The sequence below is a fragment of the Aulosira sp. FACHB-615 genome (genome assembly GCF_014698045.1).
GTDB lineage: Bacteria > Cyanobacteriota > Cyanobacteriia > Cyanobacteriales > Nostocaceae > Nostoc_B.
Window position 1 is genome coordinate 15,996 of the sequence record NZ_JACJSE010000026.1, and the last position, 24,345, is coordinate 40,340.

A 24,345-nucleotide genomic window follows, 5' to 3' on the forward strand; every position below is an offset into this window, starting at 1 on the left:
CTGAAGCTGAAAATCATAGCTATCAGAGGAATCTACTGTGTTAAATAACCAATACCCCCAAGAATCGGGGATTGGAGCGCAAGTGTTATCTGAAATTTCAGATAGTACATTTTCTGAATACCCCAATAATCTAACAGCAGCCGAGTATCATGAATTGGCTGTTGCCAGTGCAATTCATCCTGAGATAATTGCCCGAAATTTCCGGCATATCGAAGGAGAAACCGTATATAGTTATTTGTTCATATCCCCAGCTATCCCCCGAAAAAATGCTGGACGAGTGACAGATGGTTTTTTAAAAGCGTACCAACATCTCACCACTGGAGGGATGTGGATATCGGGAGTTGACCCGCAACAAAACTGGGAACCAATGGAGTGGGGACGACTCAAACCCACCAACCCGCGTATTGACGGGGAAAAAGGTAAGCCCGTAAAGTACGAGTCACCGCCAAAAGTCCCAAACCGTGTTACTTATTTTGACATCCCCAACTGTATTTGGGATTCGGTGGCAAAACGTTACAATATCAAACGCTACCACTGCCCCCTGGCGCTGCGATTACAAGACAGACTGCATCCAATACTGTTCTGGGAGTGGGTACAGCGACACCCCGAAATACCTATAATTCTGTGCGAAGGCGAGAAGAAGGCGGCCTGTTTACTCAGTTTAGGATTTGCGGCGATCGCCCTCCCTGGTATCTGGAACGGACGAGTGGGAAAGAAAGATTTTGACGAAAGGCTGCATCCTGACTTATTACCACTGGCACAGAAGGGGCGAAAATTCATTATTCTGTTTGACTACGAAACCAAACCCAACACCCGTTGGTCGGTTTATCAAGCAACTGTAAGAACTGGTAAAACAATTGAGGCTGTTGGCTGTGCTTGTGAGGTGGCACTGCTGCCAGGGTCGGAGAAAGGCGTTGATGATTTTGTGGTTGCTAGAGGTGATGATGCCAATGCACTGTTGACAGCAATTATTGATGATGCTCACTCATTGAAAGATTATCAGCAATTGTTCCTCATCAAGCACCGGGGACTGAGAAAGTATAGACCAGATGCGCTGATCAATACAAAATATTTAACCCAAGCAGTTGCAGTTCAGGACAAAGAAACAACCAACATACCACAACAGACAGTATGTGTATTACAAACCCAAAAGCCAGAAAAACCTTTTGATTTTCTGCCTCAGCCAGAGCAGTCAGAGCAGCCAGAGCAACCAGAGGAAATACCCCCAGGTCATCGCGGAAAAATCAAGTACAAGCTCAAAAAATTGAGACAACAGCCACAACCCAAAAGTATTATCTTCCCAAAAACAGGCTTAGTGGTACTGATTTCTGACATGGGTACGGGGAAAACCGAATTAATGCGTTGGTGGCGTGATGCTCACCCTGACCAAAGATTTCTCAACAACGGGCATCGGGTGAATCTGCTGAAAAATCTGGCAGAACGTTTGAAAACCTTGATGTATTCTGACCTTGGTTATGCTGGCATGACCCAAGCACAAGCCCTCAGCATTACCATCGACAGTTTATATAAGTTAAACACCCAGGCCCTAACTTACGGCTGTATTTTCATTGACGAAACTTGCCAATACCTGACACACCTACTGCACAGTAATACTTGCAAGGAACATCGCGCACTCATACTGTCTGTATTAGAACATATTGTTTACAATGCGCCTTTAGTTGTCATCGCTGACGCACACATGGATGACATCACCATTGATTTTTTCATGGCCATGCGACCAGTTGGGGAGCAACCATACATTATTAAAAATGAATGGAAGAATGGAGAGCGCACCATCTATTGGTATGAGGGGATGGATTCTTCCGCGTTGGTGGCGCAAATCTCGGCGGCAATCATGATGGGTCAAAAAGTCATGGTGGTTTCGGATTCTAAACGATTCATCAAGAAACTTGACAAATCTTTGAGTATACAGATTTTAGAGTCTGACCCAATACCACAGGATCAAGAAGCTGCTACTTTATCTCTAAAACCACCTCATTCCCACACCCATAAATCTTTACGAGTTTGGTCTGTACATTCTGATAATTCCGGCAGTGATGAGAATGTGGCCTTCATTAAGGACATCACCAACGCTGTCGAGAATATAGATGTACTTCTAACTTCGCCTAGTCTGGGTACTGGTGTTGACATCTCACAATATCATTTTGATTTAGTATTCGGTGTCTTTCATGCAGTTTCCCAAACTGCCACCGAATGCGCTCAACAGCTGTGGCGTTATCGTCCCAAAGTGCCGATTCATGTTTGGGTAGCACCTCTTCCACCATTCGGTTACAAAGAAATCAACCCCACCAAAATCAAGGAAAGGATACTTCAAACGAATGAAATCACTGCTTTTCTCATCAAAATCGACCGGCAAACAGGTAAGCGCGGGGCTGAGAAAGATTGGGCATTAGACGCTTACTGTCAAATTCAAGCTGCACGTCACCAGTCAATCAATAACTTACGGGCTGACCTGAGATCACTGTTGTCCGACATGGGTAATACTATTGTCCCAGTCGGAGATCATATTGATGTCGCAACTTGGGAATCCTTAAAATATGCGGCTGAGGCTCTAGATGCTGCTCATCATCAGTCTGTCGCCAAAGCAAATACCATCTCAAGGAGTGAGTACCGCGCACGGCAAAGTAAGGATTATCTTTCACCTGACGAATTTTTTGAATGTGAGAAGTTTCGCATTCACGATGCTTATGGTGTGGAAGTCACCGAATCTCTCGTCGAAAAAGACAACGGCGGTCGGTTAATAGGTGCGATCGCATCTTTAGAGGCTATCTTATCTCCATCCCAAGAGACAATCCTGGATTCTCGGACTAATCAACAATACCCCGCACCCCCAGAATTTGTCAGTGCTAAAGATTTAGCTGAACGTAACAAGCTACCCTTTTGTATGGATTGGAGTAATTATTCCGCCAAGTGGTTAGCTCGATTTAACTTAGGTTTACACCACATTCTCAAACGATTAGTAGCGGGTGAAGAAATTACTGCTGCCGACGAACAACTATTAAATCTGACCCACAGAGCAAAAGAATGCGCTGCTCACATTAAAGCAATTTTGGGGTTTACTATCCCTAGTGATTGTCAACCGATTTGGTTGTTGGCCACTTTAGTCGCGCAGTTGGGACTAAGTTTAGATTTTCGTAAATCTGGTAAACGTGGACAACAAGTTAAATTGTTCTCGCTTTCAAAATCCGAATTAGATTTTGCATTAAAAGTTATCGCTCATCGTCAACAGCAACGGAGTGATTACGCTCAAACACAGTCATTACAAGGGGTTGAATCGGCTTCTTCTCCCGTATCCACCCCCCCCTTAATTGGTACAGGAAATCCCTTAGTTGGGGGGGCGGATACTACGCCTTCCTTGAAAGCAGGGGAGCAGGGGAGACAGATTTTTGCCCCCTGCCCCGAAACCTCTTCATCTGATCGCACTACCCTACTTCACTGTGTAGAAATACTTCGCTCTGGTATTACCAAAGGAGCCGAGGCTATCAAAGGCATTCTCAAGCGATGGGCCACTGATTGGCGGTGGCACGTTGTTTTGCAACTGGAGGCTTTAGCACAAGAAGAATTGCAGGCGATTGCCCTTGCGCTGCCGCAGTTTTATGAGTGGTTGGATGAATCGGTGTTGCCAATGGAAGCATAAGGCGATCGCGCTGTCCCTTTGGATGGGAAAATTTACTTATGAGAATGCGTGTTCTGATAAGTAAATGTCTCGCGTGCCAGTCCAATCATTAGCCCTAGCCACTCCATCGCCTTTGACCATTCACCCAGTGGCAGTCTACCTGGGAGCATTGGCAAATGGTTCTCAACGGACAATGGAACAAGCACTCAATGCGATCGCAGCTTTGATTTCCAATGGGGAGTGTGATGCTTATACGCTCAATTGGGCTGCTTTGCGCTATCAGCACACGGCGGCGATTCGTACTGCCTTAGCCCGAAAATATTCTCCAGCGACAACGAATAAAATGCTGTGTGCATTACGCCGAGTTCTCAAAGAAGCACTGCGGCTGGAATTAATGGATGCAAAAGATTATGCTAAGGCTGTAGATATTCAGAGTGTGAAAGTCAAAAGAAAACTCAAGGGCAGAGCGTTGACATCGGAAGAAATTGGCGCACTGCTAAAGGTATGTCTTGACGACCCCACACCACAGGGCGTAAGAGATGCCGCTTTGATTGCCATACTGCGCGGTACGGGGGTAAGACGGGCGGAAGTGGTAAATCTGGATTTAAAAGACTTGAGCCGTAATGGCGAATTACAAGTTCGACAAGGTAAAGGTGATCAAGATCGGACAGTGTATTTGCCGATAAGCGCAATGGCACTGGTTGAAGATTGGCTGTGTGTTCGTGGTCGCAAAGCTGGAGCGTTGTTATGCCCGATTCGCAAAGGTGGAGAGGTACAGTTGAGGAGAATGTCATCACAAGCAGTGTTGCTGATTGTTCGCAAACGCGCTGCCGAATCAGGGGTAGAGTCTTTTTCTCCCCATGACTTTCGCCGGACATTTTGCTCAGACTTGCTAGATTCTGGGACAGATATTGTGACTGTACAGAAATTAGCCGGACACGCTTCACCTGCAACAACTTCTAAGTATGACCGTCGCGGCGAAGAAACTAAACGCCTTGCCGTGGAAAACTTGGATTTTCCTTACACTCGTCGTCACAAATAGGGTGTAGGGTGTGGGTATTCTAACCCTACTCAAATAAATTTTTACTGTCTATACAGCTTTCTGTACCACGTCTACACACGCTGTTCACCAGATACGTCTGTTGAAAGTCAAGCGGGGCAAGACTTTCTCTAGAGTTGTCTACACAGCATCTACACGGTAAGTTTGTGATTGTAAATGATTGTCATAAAGCTCAAGAGTTTGCTTTTGCGGAAACAGGAGATGAGCAATGGCCATACCACTTGCCCAGATGAAAATTGGATTATCAGTTAAGTATCTGATTGGCACAAGAAGCGGGTTGACAGCGAGAGTCAGCGAGATCAGAAAATGCTCTTTGAGCATCAAAGATACTCATGTGATAACGTTGACATTTGATGATGAATCGCTGCCGCCGCACTTGAGAACCCAAGATGTTACTGCCTACAACGGCGTGGTTGAGTGGTGTGAAGTGGAGTTTTAACGTCAAAAGAATTCTTCTTCCTCAGTGAATTTTGCGTTTTAAATTCAAAAAAGGTCAAAACTAATGAAGAAATGTTACTTGAAGGATAAAATGGCAGTTGTTGCCACTTTATCTTTCATCAGATGGGCTGCCAAGATATAGTTCATAAAATACATCTGAGTAATAAAATGAAAACTATCACTCGCTTTACCGTGTAATACATGGGAAGATAGAACCTTATCTAACGGTGTAATACACGAAAATATGACGCTCAAACGGGATATCCAGGGAAAGTTCGCGCTTAAAAATGATGATTACCGAGAAGTACGTTCCTTGAGATTAACTGACAATACTTGGAAGGCATTAGGGATTGTGGCAGAATGCTACGGTTTGACTAGGGCAGACTATTTAGAAAAAATTGTGAGAAATAACAAACTACCAAGTATTACACAGTCCGAGTCAGAATAATACCGTGTAATACTTGGTAAATTACCGCTTAACCAAGTATTACACGGGAAGGTAGTATTGCTCTGTGCTGCTATTGCTCAACTAACCAACTCTTAAGAACCAACCGGATCTCGCTTTGGCTTGCGCTCTCCCACCCGCCGGGTAGATTTTTTCTTGGGGGCAGGTTCAATGACAATAGCTTCGGTTGGTTCTCCGGAGACAACAGAGACAGTTTCTACGGAAGTCTCAATTTGTGGTGAAGGATCTGGTTGAGTTTTTTTCCGGCTCTGTCTTTTCTTGGGGGTTGGTTGGACAACAGTTTCTTCTGATGCAGTAGAAGTAACTGACTGTGTTGTTTCTTCTTTTTGACGCTTACGCCGGGTTGTCTTCTTTGGTGTGTTCTCAACAGGTAACTCTGTTGCAGTAACAGCATTTGAGACTGGCGGAGGAGACGAAGTGCTACCAGTTCCCATCTGTAGTAAATGCCACAAGTGTTCACGACGGCTTTCCATATAATCCAGTTTTTGCTCCCCTTCCACAGCATCAACAGCCATGCGTTCACATTGAGCCAGGGTCATAGCATGGTCTTGCAATCGTTCCAGAGAAAGCGTATCGCTACCATCATGCAATGCTGCCGCCACTGCACGAATCAACCAATCTTTGAGTACGCCAACGCAACCAACTGAGCGTTCATAGAAATAACACCAGTTTTGCATAAAAACTGGAATTTCCACCTGCAAAGGGACTTGTTTAAGCAGTGCCAATAATACCCCTTGAAAGTCCTGACGGTCTTGCTCATGCTGAAATAGATAACGAGGAAAATGGATGTCCAGACCCCGCCGCGATGACTGACCACTTAAATTCCGCAAATTTAACAGTTCGTAAGTCCCAATGAGAATGTGCAGTACACCAGTCACATTGGTCATCGACTTAATCCAGTCCAACTGGTCTAAAAGTTTACCAGCACTAGCACCAGTCCCAATCTTCATTAAATGTTGGGCTTCATCTAAAATTACCGCCTTCACTCCGCGTCTAGTGATTGTTTCTTCTAATGCCTGACGCAGTTCTGGGGAGTCATTGAACTGTGCGGTTTTGGTACGCCCACGCCCTTTTTTCTCCCAAGTCTGCTCAGAATCAATATCCACTAACATCCGCCGTTCGTAGAATGGCTCTCCTAACAGCTTCAGTGCTGTGCGGTAATAGTCAGCCCGATTGAATGCTCCCCCGTCGGGTGGTCTAGTTTCCAACAACAGCAATGGGTATTGCGCCAGATTACCAGTTACAGATGTAGCAGATGTACCATTTAACCGTTTAGTAATTTGACGAATCATCGTCGTCTTGCCCACACCGCTTGGCCCATATACTAGGACATGAGCAAATCCAGCAGGTTCTCGAATGGCACGCATGAGAATTTGATCTACTTGGACTAACTGCGGGTGGGACACTGCATATTCTTTAAAGCGGGTTAGCTTTTCATTGGCTGCAACTGTCAGGTTGCCATGAAGCCAGTTTTCCATCAACGATACTCCTCAAACACAGGTAGTTGAGAAATCTCCACAGTTTCTATCACTGTCGCTAGTTCTGTTGGGGGGCTTGGTTCTGTGGGGATGATTGTTTCTGTAGTCGGCAAAACTTTAGACTTAGTGGCTATAGCTTCAAGTACCTGTTTTGCCTCTAGGTCACGTAATCGTTGCAATAGCAAAGCTTCATGTTCTTGGGCATTGCTCAGAAAGTCTGCCAGCCGTTTAGCGGAGATTGAAGTTCTCGTTTTCGTTAGCTTCCCAAATTGTTTGATTTCTTGAGATGCCAGCAATAGTTCTTTTTCTGAGCGTCCCGAAAAGGTGCTGTAATACTGAGAGATACATTTAACCCAACGTCCTTGGACATAAGCGTAAGCTACCCCCGTATCAAATGGGTCATAACGAACACTGACTTTGGTACGTTCTACTTCCGGGTTGCGAAAAGCATCACTCCAGTAATAGAGGTAGTTGACTTTAATTCCCTTTCCAGGCTGCACTAACGCATGACCCAATTTGGTACTAGGGCGGGTCATCATCAAAAACTCTTCATTGTAAGGAATCTGGCGATGTTCCCTTTCCCCTGTTTCAATGAGTCCCATTGCATAAGCGGCTCGTGGTGTCATGCCCAAGGCAGTGTGTTCGTTTTCGTCATAAACCTGATAAGCCCATTGGGTTAGGTAGGTGTACAAAGAAGCCAGTGTCCAGACAGCAAGTTGTTTGGGGTTGATAGCTTTGGTCAGTTGACGTGGTTGTTTGCTGGCTTGAGTATTTCCTAGTAGGTTGAAGATAAACTCAGTATTAGTCGTACCAAACAATCGTTCAATTACTGAACCAAACCGGGGTTTAGCACCAGGACGAGTCTTTTTAATACAGTGGTAACGCGCTAATAAAGTATCAAAATAGACGCTGTTGAATTCTTTTCCTCCATCTACTACCACTGCTTGCGGTAAGCGACCAAATCTCTGGACAAGTAGGCGTAATCCCATCATGCAGGAGCGGTAACTTGGGGCATCAAACGTCAGATAAACTGCTAAGATGCGGCGGGAGTAAGCATCAATCAACATAGTTAGCCAAGGTCGTCCTAAGTTACGCCCTGTAGCTGAACAGCGTAATTCAATATCAAGCTGGGTATGGTCGATGTGGACAATAGCTAAGGGACGGTCTCCATGTCGGGGGGTACTATAAGTTAGCTCCCATAGCCAAGGCTGTTGTTGATAAGCGGCTTTTGCTCCCTGACGTTTTTCAATTTGGGAGGGTGAGCGGCGTTGCTTGAGGCGTTGATAGAATGTACGTACAGAAAGTGGTTGAATGCTTTGTTGAGAGCAAGCTTGTAAATATGCCCGATATACGCTCAGGGCTGGTGAAAGCCTGGGTGTCTCAAAATATTCTGCAATTAAGGTATCGAGTAATTCCCGTGTGGCTGTTGGGGCTTTGGGTGTGCGGTTGCCTCGTTGTGCTATTTTTGGCAGCAAACCAACATACCCGCAGCCGTAGTTGGCTTGCGCCTCACGGAACTGCTTGACCCAACGCCTCAAGGTGCGAAGGGCAATGTCTTTATATACATCTGGCTGGTGTTCAAGATACGCTTGAACTAAATGAAATCTGCGGTTGGCTTCTTTCAGATGGGCAGGACTAGCAGCATCCATGAACGAACGCACTTGTGCTGAATCTGTCTGTGTAGTGGATGCTGCACTGATGTTGATAGCTCCAGTCTCAAGTAACTGAAGAAAAAAGCCTGTTGGTAATTGCATTGGTTGCCCAATCTCCGGCAAGAGTGTTGTGGTTGTCTCACCGAAATTGACCAATGTCCAAAATCTTCCATCCCACAACAGTTTTGTGTTAGTAACAATGGTTGTGAGATCATTGAGTGCAATATTCCCTTGGCGCTGCGGATTTCCTATGGCTGAATTCTGATGAGCTTGATAAGAAAGCTGGTCAACATATAGTTGCACTCGCCAATGTTCAACTAGAGGTACACCTTCTAAAGGAGCATAGATTTGTTCTTGTGCCAGCATGATATACACATCGTTAGCACGCACTCCTGGTACTTCCCCAAGTAGCAGCCCGATAGTGATTCCTGGTTCTGCTCTGACTTTTTCCAGTATATGCGTTTGGAATTGCGCTGGAACTGGTGCAGTGAAACCAAAATAGTCTTCCAAGAACATCAAGTTTTGGATGAAGATGGGATGCAGTTCACTAGAAGAGCGCACATGGTATTGAAGACCGAGTGGCTCTGCATACGCTTCTCCTGGGGGACATCGCCACTTACCATCCGGAGTTCTTTGATAACGAGTGGGATATTTCTTTTCTAGTCGCTGTAATTCTTGCTCAGTTTTCCATTCTTCCCATGCTGCGCCCTTTTTTCGCAGCACGAAAAAGTCAGGTGTATGGTAATGACCGATATTTCGTCCTGATTTGGCAAGGTATTGAATCTTGAAGGATGGTGGTTGGTCGTAAAACTCTAGAACTTCAACTGAGTGTTCCATCTGGTAAATCGCCCACAGTTCTACGGTGTGGCTTTCAAATTGGATGGTTACGCCCATTTTTCGACTAGGATATGAGCCGCTGACATTAGTTGCACGCCCAGCAACCCGACGTGACGGTGGCGCAGACCGAATCGCAGCAATTACATCAATTGTTGCTGCTCCCAGTTGCAATGCACTACACCAGTCAACAAACTCGGATTGGTTCAATCATTTTCTCCTAGTTTTTCCTTCATATTTTGACAGTGACTCTATTTCCCTCAAAAGTTTTCTTGGTTTGAATCATATCATGGCCGCTTTGAATCATATCTGAGTACAAAAGTTCGTTTTTTCAGGTTAACTAAGGGAGAGTTGACGATTTTTTTCTAGCTATGGCACTTTAAAAACTAGTTGCCTTATTATGATGCAAAATTTGAACTCGCGGTCATGATTTGATACAAAACGTTAGGTCTGTCTCACGCTCAAATCCAGTATTTTCGTTAATTAAATGCCAGGTTATGGTTCACAAACTAGGCCACAAAATGGGTAAAGGCACAAGAAAGTTGGTTGGTAGACATCGCGGCTCTAAATCTTCTAGAAAATTATATTCCGCACAGTTATATTTTGATAAGTAATCCATAGTCATATAAGCAGGGATAGCCACCAAAAAAGCAAGGGAGATCGCTTGGGAGCAACGCGATTTTCTGAAGTCGGGCAAAAACGAGTGACGATGCGCTACTCCAAGGCCAGGCGATGCCTATGGCGGGCTACGCCTACGCTAAAACATACATTCAAGTAAAATGTATAAAATGTTTAGGCACTGCTGGGATTAAGAAAAGAGCTAAAAATAGAATTACAAAAATTGTCCCAACTGCCAGCTATCCATTGACATCGCAGATGTAACATAATCTCTGCATTATCTGGAAGCCAAAATTTACTGTTCCCTTTCATGCGTAAGTTAACAGCTTGACGAATTAAACTTTCAACTGCACCGCTTCCAAGGGGTAGCTGACCCTGTGCGACTAAGTGGTAGTTTAATAGTCGCCTACGGTAAGCTTTGAGAATATAATTACGTTCTCGCACCAAAATTTTACAACGCTCCCCAGTAGCTGTTGAAATAAATTCATCCATATTCCTCATTAAATTGAGAGCTTGACCTTTCTTTAAAGTTTTCCGAGCTTTTTTAAACCACGATTGACGTTCACTATCCGTGGTAAAAGCCGCATCAGCAAAGTCTTGTAAATGTGCAGCAGCATGATAAAAATCCAATAGCTTATAAGTAGCTTTTGGGCAGTTTATTCTCTCTAATAAAGGCGGGATATGTTTCCAAATCCACTCAGCCTCAGCCCCTTCGGGTTCGCCAGTTCGACGGGACGGAAACCGACACCGCCGACTGGACTCACCATCAGCAACTAACAAAACCTGTTTAGCTTGGCTTATCCCCAAACTAACTAGATACATTTCTAAAACTTTGAGAAAATTTTCATAACCTAAATATGTCCCATCATTGGTAATAGGTAGAGATGATGTCCTAATTTTTTACCATGCTCATCCACTGTATAAATAGTTAACAATTTTGGCTCAACCCATTCTCCAGTAAAACCTAGACGATTAGTCTTGAGCTTACGTCTACCTTTTTTGTTAATCCGAATTCTGGTTCTTCCACCATCCACGGCAATAACAACACGCTGGTCTTTGAGAACATTACCTGTGGATAAATTACCCATCTCTAAACTTTTTAATTTAGAGTGTCGTAAATTTATGCCAATTTTACCAAAGTAATATGTGAGGCGTTCTATTCGTTTCAAGCTAATTTTTATGCCCCAATCTGCTAAAATTGTGCGTGCAGATTCAAATGAGCCAGCGATTGCTCCATATTTTGTAATTGTTGCCCAAACGTGGGGTGTTAATCCTTCTTCTATTCCTAACCATTTTAGCAATGGGCAGAATCCTAACTTTAAATATTTACCTTTTTGATGTGATTGTTTTTTACCTTCAATCATATAGGGTAATGAAAGAGTTACTTTAACATTACCAAGTGTTAATATTTGTCTAGTGTAATTCCCATGTTTTTTGATTTCCTGGTTTGACAAACTTCTTGTTTGACTGATTGCTATATCTAGAGCTTCTTGAGAGTGAGATAGTTTATTTAGCAAAACTGCTACACATTCTCCTGCCAAAGTTAATGCCGTATTTCTAATTTCTTCTTCTAATGCTTTAAAAGTCTGAGCCGACCATTCACTCAGATTTTTAATTTCTAAAAGTTTCGTAACTTTTTCTTTAAAGTCTGACAATGATTGGCTTAAATCTAAGCTTGAATATATTTTTTCGTTCATGAAGTGTAGGTATTCCCTATTTTGATATTCAACATCAAAACTATTACTCCAAGGGCATCCTACACTTTTTTATCCCCATCACAGAACTAAACAACCATCAAAATAGATTTATCTCAGTATTACTGAGATATTTAACTATCTAACTAGTAACAATTTAAATAACTTACTGAATTTTCGGTTTAGCGTTCGTCGAAGACGTTGGCGCAGCCATCGCTTCCTGTGGGGTGGAGCATCGTTACTAGTTTTTGTCCGACTTCAGAAAATCGCGTTGCTCCCGATCGCTTTCTAGTAGCGCGACAAAATTTTGTATTCTAATTAGAATACAAAAACCATGTTCTAACTAGAAGATCCCGGATTTCTCACAAAGATATAAAAAAAGGGGTCAAAAACTGCGAAAATGTATATATAGCAAGCATTTCAGCAGTTGTAAAGCATGAACCCATCTTTAACAGATCGTATACCAAAAAAGTTCAGATTTGAACAGCCAAAATCACCTCCAGTCGTAGTTAATTTTGAGGGTGGACAGGTAACATCGGATGCAGGGTTAAGCTTAATTGCGGAAATAGACAGAAAATTAGAAATCACATCAAAATTTGCACAGTGTTTCCAAGATTACCGAAAGCCTTCTCGAATTGACCATTCAATAGAAAGTTTAATTAAACAACGTATATACGGGTTGGTCATGGGATATGAAGACTTAAATGACCACGAGGAATTACGTCATGACTAGATGTTTGCTCTAGCAGTCTTAAAAACAATTGGAATAGAGGATGAGCCGGCAATATTGGCAGGAAAAAGTACATTAAACCGACTGGAACATTGTCCTGAAGATGTGGAACAAGGAGCAGACAGTCGTTACCATAAAATCGGGCATTCTCCAGAGCAAATTGAAAGCTTATTTGTCAAATTATTTCTAGAATCTTACTCGAAAGAGCCACGACAGATTATTTTAGACTTGGATGTAACTGATGACCTTGTGCATGGTTCGCAAGAGCAAGTTTTCTTCAATAAATATTATGGAGAATACTGCTATGCTCCACTTTATATATTTTGTGGGAAACACTTATTAGCAGCCAAACTTCGCCCTTCTAATGTAGACCCAGCATTTGGGGCGTTAGAAGAATTACAGAGAGTGATTAAACAAATACGTCAACAATGGAAGAATGTTGAGATTTTAGTACGAGGAGATAGTGCTTATTCCAGGGACGATATTATGACATGGTGTGAGTCACTGCCTGGAGTTGACTACGTTTTTGGATTGGCGCAAAATAGTCGTTTAATTGGGATGGCTACCACGACTAAAAATAGAGCTGCGTTTGAGTATGAGCAGAAATTATCAACAGTAGTTTCATTTTTAGAAACCGTATTTAAGCCAGATGAAGAACTCACGCAACAAGCATCCGAACTGATTGATAACTCAATGTGGTACAAGTCTTTAGACTATCAAACCCGTGAATCTTGGAGTCGTAGTCGTCGTGTTGTTTGTAAGATTGAATATGGGACAAAGGGAGCTAAAATTCGTTTTGTTGTAACTTCTTTAGCTACTAATAAAGTACCTCCTAGTCAACTGTATAAACAAAAATATTGTCATCGAGGGGAAATGGAAAATCGCTTTAAAGAACAACAATTAGAACTTTTTAGTGATAGAACAAGCACCCACACATTTGCGGGAAATCAATTACGTCTGTGGTTTTCTTCTGTTGCATACGTTTTGATGAATGCGTTACGTCAAAAATGTTTAGCTAAAACTGAATTACAAAATGCCACTGTTGGAACTATTCGGACGAAATTATTAAAGTTAGGAGCGTTAATTACTGTAAGCGCACGCCGCATTTTAATTGCAGTGACTAGCTCTTGTCCGTATAAACATATCTTTGCTGCTGCTCATAGATGTTTAAAAATGCTCCCTAATACTGCTTAATTGAAGTTCAATTGCCTTTTCCGTATTTCTAATTAATGATACTTTAGGCTTGGGTTGATACAAGTCTTGTTTTAGAATGCGGGCATTTTATCAACCGAGTATTTTGATTTTAATCCCAGTAAAAATATAGTAATTATTTTAGCTTTATAACTGCGGTTTTATACTTAACTCATCTCCGCGCCTAAATTTTCATTGATGATGTATCAAAAAAATGTCTCATATCAGGTCATGTAAATTGATTTTTTACTGCTTGTGAGAAATCCGGGAAAGATGAATCATCAAAATCTCCTGATAATGAGAAAAATCTGACACAATTCAGCGATCGCATTTGGGTAATTAAAGATTTAAGTTTTGAAGCTTCTAATCAAATAGAAGAATTATTTGTAATTTGAGCCGCCTGCTCTTAAGGTTGAAATCTGATATCAGGATCGTCTTCGACTATTACTTAGGCTGCTCGAATGGGAGCAAGTAACTCATCGCGGTGGTATTAATCATATTTAATATCGTACAAAAGATAATGGATACTTATTTTGTATAGAGAGGGGCGATCGCTGCTGTTATTACTGAAAGCATAAAATGAGCAACTGGCTTACCTTATGCTTTCAAACAAGGTAGTTACACAGAAAAGTAGTTGTTTGTAGTTAACGAACCAGTAGCTAGAGTGCCAATTATACCCGTGACGTTAGTTAAAAGGTCAGTGTTAGGATTAAAGGAAGCAGTACTACCATTAGCCGATAGATAAGTGCCTCCATTCCAGCCAAAGAATACAGCTTGGTTAACATCTAATGGTTGCGTTCCTGCAAGATTGGGATTAGTATCTGCATAAGCCGCGATCGCAGCATCACTCAACGTAGAATAAGTTGCTGTTGAGAAAACACCCGCATTAAAGACTGCTGTAGGCAGAGAAATTGGAGAATTAAGGACAATGCGATCGCCCTCAGTCGGATTAAAATCAGTAATGCGATCAGGAGCAGCTAAGAGCGAATCTTTAAAATCAGGGTAGACAAAGCGGTCTGCACCTAGTCCGCCAGTTAAAGTATCTCCACCCGCTCCCCCAGAGAGAGTATCATTACCAGCACCACCATTGAGGATGTTGATGGCAGCATTACCTGTAATCGTATTGTTGAGGCTGTTTCCTGTGCCGTTGATAGCAGCATTACCAGTAAGAATCAGATTTTCTAGGTTTGCACCCAAGGTATAAGTAATAGAGGTTTGAACTGTATCGATTTCAGTGGCTAAGGTAGATGTTTCTTTGATAACATCGCCTGTACTATCAACAATGTAGATATCGTTACCCAATCCACCAGTCAAGGTATCATTACCAGCACCACCATCGAGGATGTTATTGCCAGAGTTACCTGTGATGGAGTTGTTGAGGCTGTTTCCTGTGCCGTTAATAGCTGCCGTACCTGTTAAAGTCAGGTTTTCCAGATTGGCTCCCAAGGTGTAACTGATAGAGGCTCGAACCGTATCAGTGCCTTCATTCAAGTTCTCTGTAATCACATCTGCGATGCTATCGACAACATAAGTATCATTGCCAGCACCACCGATTAATGTATCGTCACCTGCGCCGCCATCAAGAGTATCATTACCAGCACCACCATTAAGGATGTTATTAGCAGCATTACCCGTAATTGTATTGTTGAGGCTATTTCCTGTACCGTTGATAGCAGCATTACTTTTGAGAATCAGATTTTCTAAGTTTGCCCCCAAGGTGTAACTGATAAAAGATTGAACGGTATCAATTTCAGTGGCTAAGGTAGATGTTTCATTTACAACATCACCTGTACTGTCAATAACATAAGTATCATTGCCTAAACCACCAATCATGGTGTCGTTACCAGTACTACCATCCAAGTAATCGTTTCCTGAACCTGCTTGAATCCAATCATTACCAGTAGTGCCTAAGAAGCTGGTTTTACCTATAAACCCGCTTAAATCAAAGCGTTCAAATCCTAAGATTTTTGTACCTGTAATACTCGTAATCTGACTAGTAGAGTTACCTGCATTAATAGTTATATTAGTTGCACTAGTTCCTCCAGTAATAACTAGTATATCCGTACCTGCTCCCCCATTGATGGTGTCACTTTGTTGCAGGTTGGCAAAAACGCTAGTAACTGTATCATTTCCTGCCCCTGCGTCAATAATATCTTTCTCGTTTGTGGTAGTGAAACTTTCGTTACTGGCTGTGCCAGTGATAGTGTTAATATCAACGTTGTTAATATTAATAATTAACTGTTTTTCGTAAGATAAACCACCTTGGTCTTGTGCCTGAACTCGAATGCTGTAGCTGTTCTTGGTTTCAAAGTCGAAAACTGCATTGGTTTTTAACTGATTGCCTGCGATCGCAAAAAGAGCATTATCAGTTGAACCGATTCCTGAGACTAGGCTATAGGTGAAAGTATCTTCAGTATCCGGGTCGGTCGTGCTGAAATTGCCAATTACTGTACCAACTATCTGATTTTCAGCTACGTTGCTGTTAGATACGGTGAGATTCGTTGGAGTTTGGTTAAGAGTATTAATCCGTGCCGTGAAGCTAGTACTATCACCGCCATCGTTTGCATCTTTTGGATCAATAGCAAAATCAACTACAGAGTTAAGTTTAACTTTCGTTTTAATTTGATAGTTAACTCCTGTGCCATCAGTGCCAGCAAGTGACTGTGACCATACTTCTACTCCGTCAACGAAAATATGCCCAATAACACCATTTCCACCTAAATCAGCTTTAGCTAAATTGCCATAAATTTGGATTTCTCCGTCAATTTCGCTGACCCAGCGACGGACTGCCCACTGTTCCACAGGAGTTCTTTCACCACCCGTAATGACTCCATTGGGATGACCACCGTTAGCTGAAATAAAAGTCCAATAAGTGCCGTATTGAGTAAACCAAGCACCACTAAACTGGGTCATTTGTTGAAAATCAGAACTAGTGAAAGGCCCATCATAATAACCGTAATACCAATTTTTATCTCCTTGTAACCCAGAAAATTCTGTTTGAGAATTAGCAATTTCAAAGTTAGGTTTATCTTTAATGCGAATCTTTAATCCATCATTAAATTGCAGATATTCAACATTGGTAAGCGTATCTGTATCGTTATTATTCTGGGTGGAACTAACTTGAACAAATCCCTGATTAAAGGATATTGAGAACTGTTGCAATGTTCCATTCAAGTATGCAGTATCTTCACCATTCCCACCATTGAGAATATCATTACCCTCTCCACCATTGAGGGTATCATTGCCATCGCCACCGTAGAGAATATCATTACCACCCTCACCATAAAGTTGGTCATTACCAGCACCGCCAGCCAAGTTTACATTGTCACCATTGCCACCGTACAGCAGATCGGGATTGGCAGTACCAACTAAAGGCCAGTAAGAGTAAAGAGAATTAAATTTGGCTTCACGCCCCTCTTGGAAGCCGATTGCTGCATAATGCGCTGCCGCAGAAGTAAACTGTCCTGCTTGAATTTGTTGATTGGCATCAGGATAGCGGGTGCGATACCAAGTTTCGTCAAAATTGAGGTTAGCGGCTCGTCCTTCGGAGATGCCACGTTCAATATAGTGAGCTACTGCCGAGGTAACAGTACCATTTCTAATCGCAGTATCTACATCAGAGTGAACTTTGCGGTAGAAAGACTCATCAAAATCAAATAAGGTTTTCCGCCCTTCTGCTTTGCCCCAGTAGACATAATGATTGCTTCCTGAAGCTAAAGCCCCATTGGAGACGGTAAAAGCAACGTCATGATGGATGAGAAGATAGAACTTCTCCCAAAGAAGCAGGTCTTTGGTGCTGATTCTTTGACCATCACTAAACTGCACGAACTCAACATTAGTCAAAGTTGTGATATCTCGACCATTCTGAGCATGACGTATTTCCAGGACACCATCGCGCTCTATGCGAATATATTGATCGAGCGAACCATCTAAGTAAACCGTATCTACACCATCTCCACCATTGAGGGTATCATTCCCCTGACCCCCAATTAAGATGTCATCCCCTGCTCCACCATTGAGAATGTCATTGCCTTCATTTCCTTCTAGCCTGTCACTCCCTTGACCGCCAGTGATTGTATCGTTGCCTGCACCACCGGAAATAATTACATCCTGAGAGCCAATTGCTGTAAAAGTGTTGTTACCTTGATTTCCGTTGACAACTTCAACATTTAGATTATCAAGAATAAAGCTAACATCACCATCCCCTTCAATCACTAAAACATCAAATCCTGCTCCACCTTTGATATTGTTGAGGTTATCAAATTTATCAATGGTAATCAGGTCATCACCTGCACCACCATCAATTGAGTCAATTCCTGCTCCTCCCGTAAGGATGTCATTACCATCGGAACCAACTAATTGATCATTACCGTCACCACCACTGAGAACTGCCCCTTTGGTACTACCGGGTTTCACAATTAAGATATCGTTGCCTTTGCCGCCTGTTGCAGAATAAACTTCAACGGGGTCGATAGTTAAGTTAATATTTTGACCTGAGTCATCAGCAAAGATAATGTCAGGTTTGTTTTCGTAATAAAAGCGAGATACACCTGAATTTAGCTGTTCTAGCTTTGCACCGTTGGGATTATAGGTAAAAGCAACATCGTAGAGTTGGCTATAGGGCTTGGTTTCAAAGCCAATGCGAGTAAAGTAAGCTGAGGCAGTAATCTTGTTACCTGCAATGTTGTAGTTTTTGCTTTGCGGAATCACAGAAATTGAGTTAATTCCGTAGCGATATAGGGCAGATAATTCACCGAGTTCGACTTCGCTATTGAGGTTTGTATCTGTCCAAATACGGAGTTGACTAAAGTTTGTGTCTTTTGAGTCAATAATTGAGTCTTGATTGGAATCTAAATTACCTAAGAAACTGACTTGATTTTGTTGTTCTAAAGAGAAGAATTCATTGAGGTTGGTAATAAGTCCGTCATTATTCTTATCCAACACCAAAAAACCATCTGAGGGGGCAACCCATCCTATTTGTTCTGGGTAATCGTCGTTATCTATATTGAATAGAGTGAGAGAATCTTCAGCAGAAATGAGTTGTAGTCCATCTCCTGCTAAATCAAATGCCAGCAATTTAGAAGGACTAACGGAATAAGTATCAGGTTTTGCTGCGACTAGGTTGTAATTGGGATATCCAGGGTTAAAGGCGGGTTGCAGAGATACTGTGCCGTCAAAGTTGACAACTGGGTTATATTCTTTGCTGTCTGCAAAACGGAAGATTTCAATTCTGCTTTGGGGTTTGAACCACTCTTGTATGGTAATAGTGGCTGTGTTGTTAACTGTGACAATGAGGTTATTATTTTGCAGAGTTAATTTCAGTGACTCAAGTGTGATTCCTGCACCAAACTCTAGAGTATCAATGCCGCCATCTCTGGTGACTCCTTCATAGTTACCAATATCATAAATACTGAGATTGGTAGTGTCGTCTAAACTGTAAATGTAAGTGTCATTTCCATCTGATCTTGTTAGAGCTTTAGTATCTCGTGTTGCTCCTTGAATCGTGCCATTGTTGTAGTTACTGGTCAAATCTTTGACAGTTGTACCTGTTCCTTCATTGAAATTATGGTAAGTAACTAACCCAGATTCTTTGCCCGTTAGCGGACGATTTAAGTCAGCTTGAATCTCTGCTTGGGTTTTGGCTTTATTCCAAATCCGAACTTCATCAAGGAAACCTTGAAAATAGTCAGAAACTCCAGAACCTCCTAAAACAGCACTTGGATGTACGATTGATGTGCTGGTCAAACCTGTTTTGATAAATTGACCATTTATATAAAGGCTTGGAGTTTTATTGTTATATACAATTGCAATATGATTCCAACCTGATAAGTTCATGTCATGAACTAATAACGAAGGTAGAGACTTAGCAGTAGAAGGGCTTTTTCCGCTACTAATCCAACTACTGTTTTCAAAAACGCTAATTCCATTAGTTCCTACGGATACACCAGCATAAGCAATACCAGAGCCTAAAACTTCAGATCCGTTTGAAGGGGCGATCGCATAACGTTGATTAAAATCATTAACTCCAGAGGTATTTTGTGTGGTAGAGTCTCTAGTCGCGGTAGGATTTACCCAAAATTCGATGGTAAATGTATCTTTAACATCAACAAATTTAGCTGGGTTCTGAACAGAATCATTAATCCCATCAAAGGATAAGAAACTATCAATGTCATTTCCGTCTAGCTTCGTTAAAGCTTTGATAGCACCTTGAATCGTTCCATTATTTTGATAACTGGTTAAGTCCTTGCTATTTGTACCTGTTACCTCATTAAAATCATGGTAGGCAACTAATCCTGACTCATTACCAGTCAAGGGACGATTCAAATCAGCTTGAATTTCTGCTTGAGTTCTGGCTTTATTCCAAATACGAACTTCATCAATTTCACCGTCGAAGAATCTTTCTTTTCCATTTCCTGTTGCACCAATTACCCAATTGCTATTAACTGTTAATGCCCCTATGTTGCTGGGAGTAGAACTGACAAGTTGACCATTACGGTATAATGTCCATGTCTTAGACTGACTATTATAAACTCCGGTTAAATGAACCCAATTACCTATATCTTCTTTGGGTATAGCATAGCCTGTAAAATAATTATTTCCATTCCAAGAACCGACTTCATACCGACCATTATTGATTCTGAAAGCTACTTCTGCATTAGGACTAAGACTGTAGCCGTGAGAGATAATGTTCTGAAGTCCATCAATAGAACTGACCTTGATTTTAGCTTCTAGGGTAATTGCTCCTGTAAAATTCAGGTGAGATGGATTGTTAAGGTTCACATAATCGTTTACACCATCAAAAGATAAAGCACCAACAAATTTAGTGCCAACTTTTAGAATATCGGCTCCATAAGTTCCAAAGAAAGTTTCAGGATTATTTACTTCATCTGTTGGTTTATTAGGTACTAATCCCGTAGGCGTAATTAAATATTCTTCATTATTCCCTAGACGCAGTATTTCAATCTTTTTCGTAGCAAATTCTGAGATAATTAGCTTGTTAGATAAGCTAGAAATAGGTGCTGTAGGATTAATGGGATCTTTGAGGGCAATAATTAAATTGTTGCCGTTTTGTTCAAATAATAAGTCGGATACTTGAATACTTGCATCAAATTCAACAGTATCTAATCCACCAGCATCTTTGATAGTTATAGTACCTTGACCTCGGTTATAGCGATAAACATCATCGCCTTTATCTCCATCCAGAAGTTGTCCCGAACCAGTGGCAATTAAAATATCATCTCCAATTCCTCCAACATTTTTCGCAGTCCACTCTGCTTCTTTAATACTCAAATGGCGTTGGAAGGGGGATTTATCATTGGCAACAGTGCCAATACCTTCATTCAGTTGCCAGTAACCTACTAGACCTGCTTCATTGCCAGTGAGAGGCTGCTTAGTTATTGTCTGAACTTGCGCTGCACTCATGGCGGTATTCCATACACTCACATCAGCAATAGTTGCTTTCGGTACTTCCCAAGCACCACCATATTGTCTACTAATACGAAATGCTGTGTTAGCAGGGTTAGTGATCGCCGAACCCTTAGATGCTTTTAATTCACCATCTATATAAAGATGAGTATTAGTTTGAGTACGAACAACGGTATAAAGATGCCACTGTCCGTCACCGGGAACATCAACTCCGCTATTTAACCAAGTATCCCCGACTCGAATTTTGCCATTTTGTCCGCCAATGTAAAAGGCATTGAGACTCGTTCCTTGAGAAACTAATTCAAATAATCCTTTTTGAATACTGGGGTCAACTTTTGCCCACACAAAAACTGTAAAGGGGCTATTTGTTCCGTTGATAGGAATGATTGAGGAAGTAGATTCTAAATAATCATTGACTCCATCAAATTTCAGGGCATAATTAGAACCCTGAATAATGCGACTGGCATTGCTGCTAACAAAATTATCAGAAGAGTTAGGAGTATCAAGGTTGAGTTGGGTTGCTCTACTCTGAATTTGCTGCCAATTGGCGACTCGTTCATCTTCTAACTTCACTAAACCATTATTAACAACAATTTTAAAGCGACTGCCATCAGCAAAGCGCAAAATTTCTACTCGTTGCTGTGCCGTTACCCAATTAGTTAGCCGTTCGCCGTTGATAATTAAATCATTACCTTGTAGAGAGAGTGTGGCTTGAGATGGTAAAAAGTTGAGATTGAAATCTTTAACTTCAGGATCAACTTGGTTTTGTGAGGGCGTAAAAGCATCTTGAGGACGAGAGCGCAGGTCTAAAATTCTGGTGTCTGCATCGTTGATAGCATTTGCTTTGAGATAGTTGATATTTTTTTCATACAAAACAGGGTTATCTTTGTAAATTCCCCATTCTCTTGCAACTTGAAAATCTTCGTTTAACTTATCAATCGTGTTAATGCTAACGGGACGAGTATTATCATAAAGTGGGATGTTTTTAAGTAAGCGTTTTAAATATAAGTCTCCACCTTCTATCTGAGTGGTCGTTAATTGATAAATAACCCCTTGAATAATCGCATCTTGAGGATTATTAAATCTGACGCTTCCTGTTCCTGAATGCCCACCAAAATAGCCAGGAGATTTACTAGCAGGATAATAGATATACTCTTGAACTAAATGACCATAGCCAATCAACTCTGAACTTAGTGCTTTTCCTCCAATTGATACAGCAAAATAATTAAGAATGTCTTTAGCATTCTCGCCCATTTTCCGAGCTAAGTCTGCATTCCCTTCATCCTCTCTCCAACTAAATTTAGCAACAAATATTCCATTTTCTATGGTGACATAATATCCTGCACGGGGATAGTCTTTATCTCCAAAAGCTCCACCAATAATACTACCAAGTAATGTACCGATTGCACTTCCGACAACTGGAATAGGAATAAAAGAACCAAGAATGCCACCAATTCCAGCACCAATAGTTGCTCCTTCAGCACTAAAATCTTCACTTAAAATATTCCATTTCTCGATGAGTGTTCGGTGCAATTGAGTGCCAATAAATGAACCTAGAGCAGATGCGACTGAACCATGAATTAGACTAGTAACAACAGTTTGGGCTAAGGGGTCTTCAATCTTAAGAGTCTTTATCGCAGAGTTAATTAATTTAGAAATTACTAAATCAATACCTGTTGATATTATGCTATCTGGTAATCTTTTATAAAGGGCTGCTAATGATAAGGATTTTTCATCGCGTGCGAGAAATATAGGATCGTTCGATAGATCAAACTCGTAAACTATAGCATCTCCAACCCAACTACCAACTGTTTTACCTAATGATTGGGCTATCAGCTGACTGGCAAATTTATCATCAGCAAAATAAGAACCAATTTGACTACCAACTGCTGCTCCAATGAATCCTCCTGTTGTCACTGGTTGGTAGAGAGAAAGAGATTCATTATGAACGCGGTAATCTCCTGCTACATAAGTGTGTAGTTCTTCAACAGTAAAGTTATAAACTGTATATTTACCTGCTACTGGTTTAATACCAGGGTGAGGAATGAGTTTACCTGTCACCCCAACTAAAAAGCCGTTAGTATTAATTGCGTCTAAAGCTTTAAAACTACCATCTGGTTGTAAAAAATGATGACCTAAAGTAACTTGAATCTTGCCTAATTGAACAACTTCTTGATCAGGCGTAATAAACGTCTGCGTCACTTTGCGTGGTTGAAGTTCTCCCAACCCATCAAATGCCATTACTTCATCACCAATTTTGATTTGCTCGATAGGCTTGTATGTGCCATCTAGCATTAGAATTGGCGTTTCGGCAGTAAAGCAATAAGCTGTTTTAAATAACTCTTTTTCGTAAGTTTTAAGTTGACCATCCCCATTTTTTATAATATCCACATTTCTTTTAGCTCTGTCACCTACCTGTTTAAACCACAGGGAGTCTTCCATTTCAGCAGCAGCAGCATTCCAGTCTTCTGTTTTACCAGAATCTATAGCTCTATTAACATTTTTAATTAAGTTTTTAAAGTCCGCAAATTTTGATTTTCCCAAATTGAATACCATGTCAACTAGTACAATTTTTCTGGCTTCATCTAAACTTGCAAACTTAGGGAAAAAAGACTTAGCGTCTTCTATAGCCTGATTAGTATCTTTATCAAGTAAAGTATAAATCTGTATATTATTTAGATTAATTTCTCCCTTTAATAATTTATCATAATCTATTTTTAAGTTTTCTATACTCTTTCTAGCACCCTCTTTTTGTAAATTAAATCCAACACCAACAGTTAGAAATCCTTTAGTATCTTTGTAAACATATTCACGTAAGCCTTCATTAAGTATAAGATAGCTTTTGAGGCGATTTATATTTAGCAAGTTAGAATTTATATTAGTTGATAAATCAGCCATAAGATATTCACCTCATTCATAAAATTGACTACAGCTATATAACATCAAAAACTGAGAAATCGAGAAGAAATTACAGTTATATAAAATCCTAACAAAGTCCAATTTTAAATTTAATAGAAACAGTGAGTTACTGAATCAGAACATAAAACAATATATTCACAATAATCATTTGCTCATTCTGATGAAAGCACACATAATACTTAATTTGTGTAGAAATGTCCGAT

The 24,345-nt window shown here is 41.2% G+C and carries 6 protein-coding genes and 3 pseudogenes; 4 read left to right on the forward strand and 5 right to left on the reverse strand.

Annotation, left to right across the window (positions count from 1 at the left end; all coding sequences use genetic code 11):
• Positions 1-37: 37 nt before the first annotated feature.
• A complete protein-coding gene (locus H6G77_RS27390; protein WP_190873238.1) occupies positions 38-3,658 on the forward strand; it encodes a plasmid replication protein, CyRepA1 family in 3,621 nt (1,206 codons plus the stop codon).
• Between the two features lie 64 nt (positions 3,659-3,722).
• On the forward strand, positions 3,723-4,679 hold the full coding sequence (locus tag H6G77_RS27395; protein WP_190677529.1) for a site-specific integrase: 957 nt from the start codon (positions 3,723-3,725) through the stop codon (positions 4,677-4,679).
• Positions 4,680-4,941: 262 nt separating this feature from the next.
• Here the strand turns inward: H6G77_RS27395 and H6G77_RS27400 are convergent, their stop codons facing one another.
• A complete protein-coding gene (locus H6G77_RS27400; RefSeq protein ID WP_190677530.1) occupies positions 4,942-5,142 on the reverse strand; it encodes a hypothetical protein in 201 nt (66 codons plus the stop codon).
• A gap of 237 nt (positions 5,143-5,379) precedes the next feature.
• Here H6G77_RS27400 and H6G77_RS27405 point away from each other — a divergent pair.
• Positions 5,380-5,574 (forward strand): annotated as a pseudogene (locus H6G77_RS27405) (hypothetical protein); the annotation flags it as partial.
• Between the two features lie 101 nt (positions 5,575-5,675).
• Here H6G77_RS27405 and H6G77_RS27410 read toward each other — a convergent pair.
• The 3 genes and pseudogenes from H6G77_RS27410 to H6G77_RS27420 form a co-directional block, all read right to left on the reverse strand.
• Positions 5,676-7,079: an ATP-binding protein gene (locus H6G77_RS27410; protein WP_190873239.1), complete on the reverse strand. Its 1,404-nt coding sequence runs from the start codon at positions 7,077-7,079 to the stop codon at positions 5,676-5,678.
• Positions 7,079-9,775 carry a TnsA endonuclease N-terminal domain-containing protein gene (locus H6G77_RS27415; protein ID WP_190873240.1) on the reverse strand — a complete coding sequence of 899 codons (2,697 nt, stop codon included), beginning with the start codon at positions 9,773-9,775 and terminating at the stop codon, positions 7,079-7,081. Before H6G77_RS27415 ends, H6G77_RS27410 begins: the two co-directional genes overlap by 1 nt.
• A 582-nt stretch (positions 9,776-10,357) precedes the next feature.
• Positions 10,358-11,880: pseudogene (locus H6G77_RS27420) on the reverse strand (ISLre2 family transposase).
• A 433-nt stretch (positions 11,881-12,313) separates the two neighbouring features.
• Between H6G77_RS27420 and H6G77_RS27425 the strand changes: the two are divergent.
• A pseudogene (locus H6G77_RS27425) lies at positions 12,314-13,801 on the forward strand (IS1380 family transposase).
• A 615-nt stretch (positions 13,802-14,416) separates the two neighbouring features.
• Here the strand turns inward: H6G77_RS27425 and H6G77_RS35910 are convergent.
• On the reverse strand, positions 14,417-24,121 hold the full coding sequence (locus tag H6G77_RS35910) for a LamG-like jellyroll fold domain-containing protein (protein ID WP_242049318.1): 9,705 nt from the start codon (positions 24,119-24,121) through the stop codon (positions 14,417-14,419).
• Positions 24,122-24,345 lie beyond the last annotated feature (224 nt).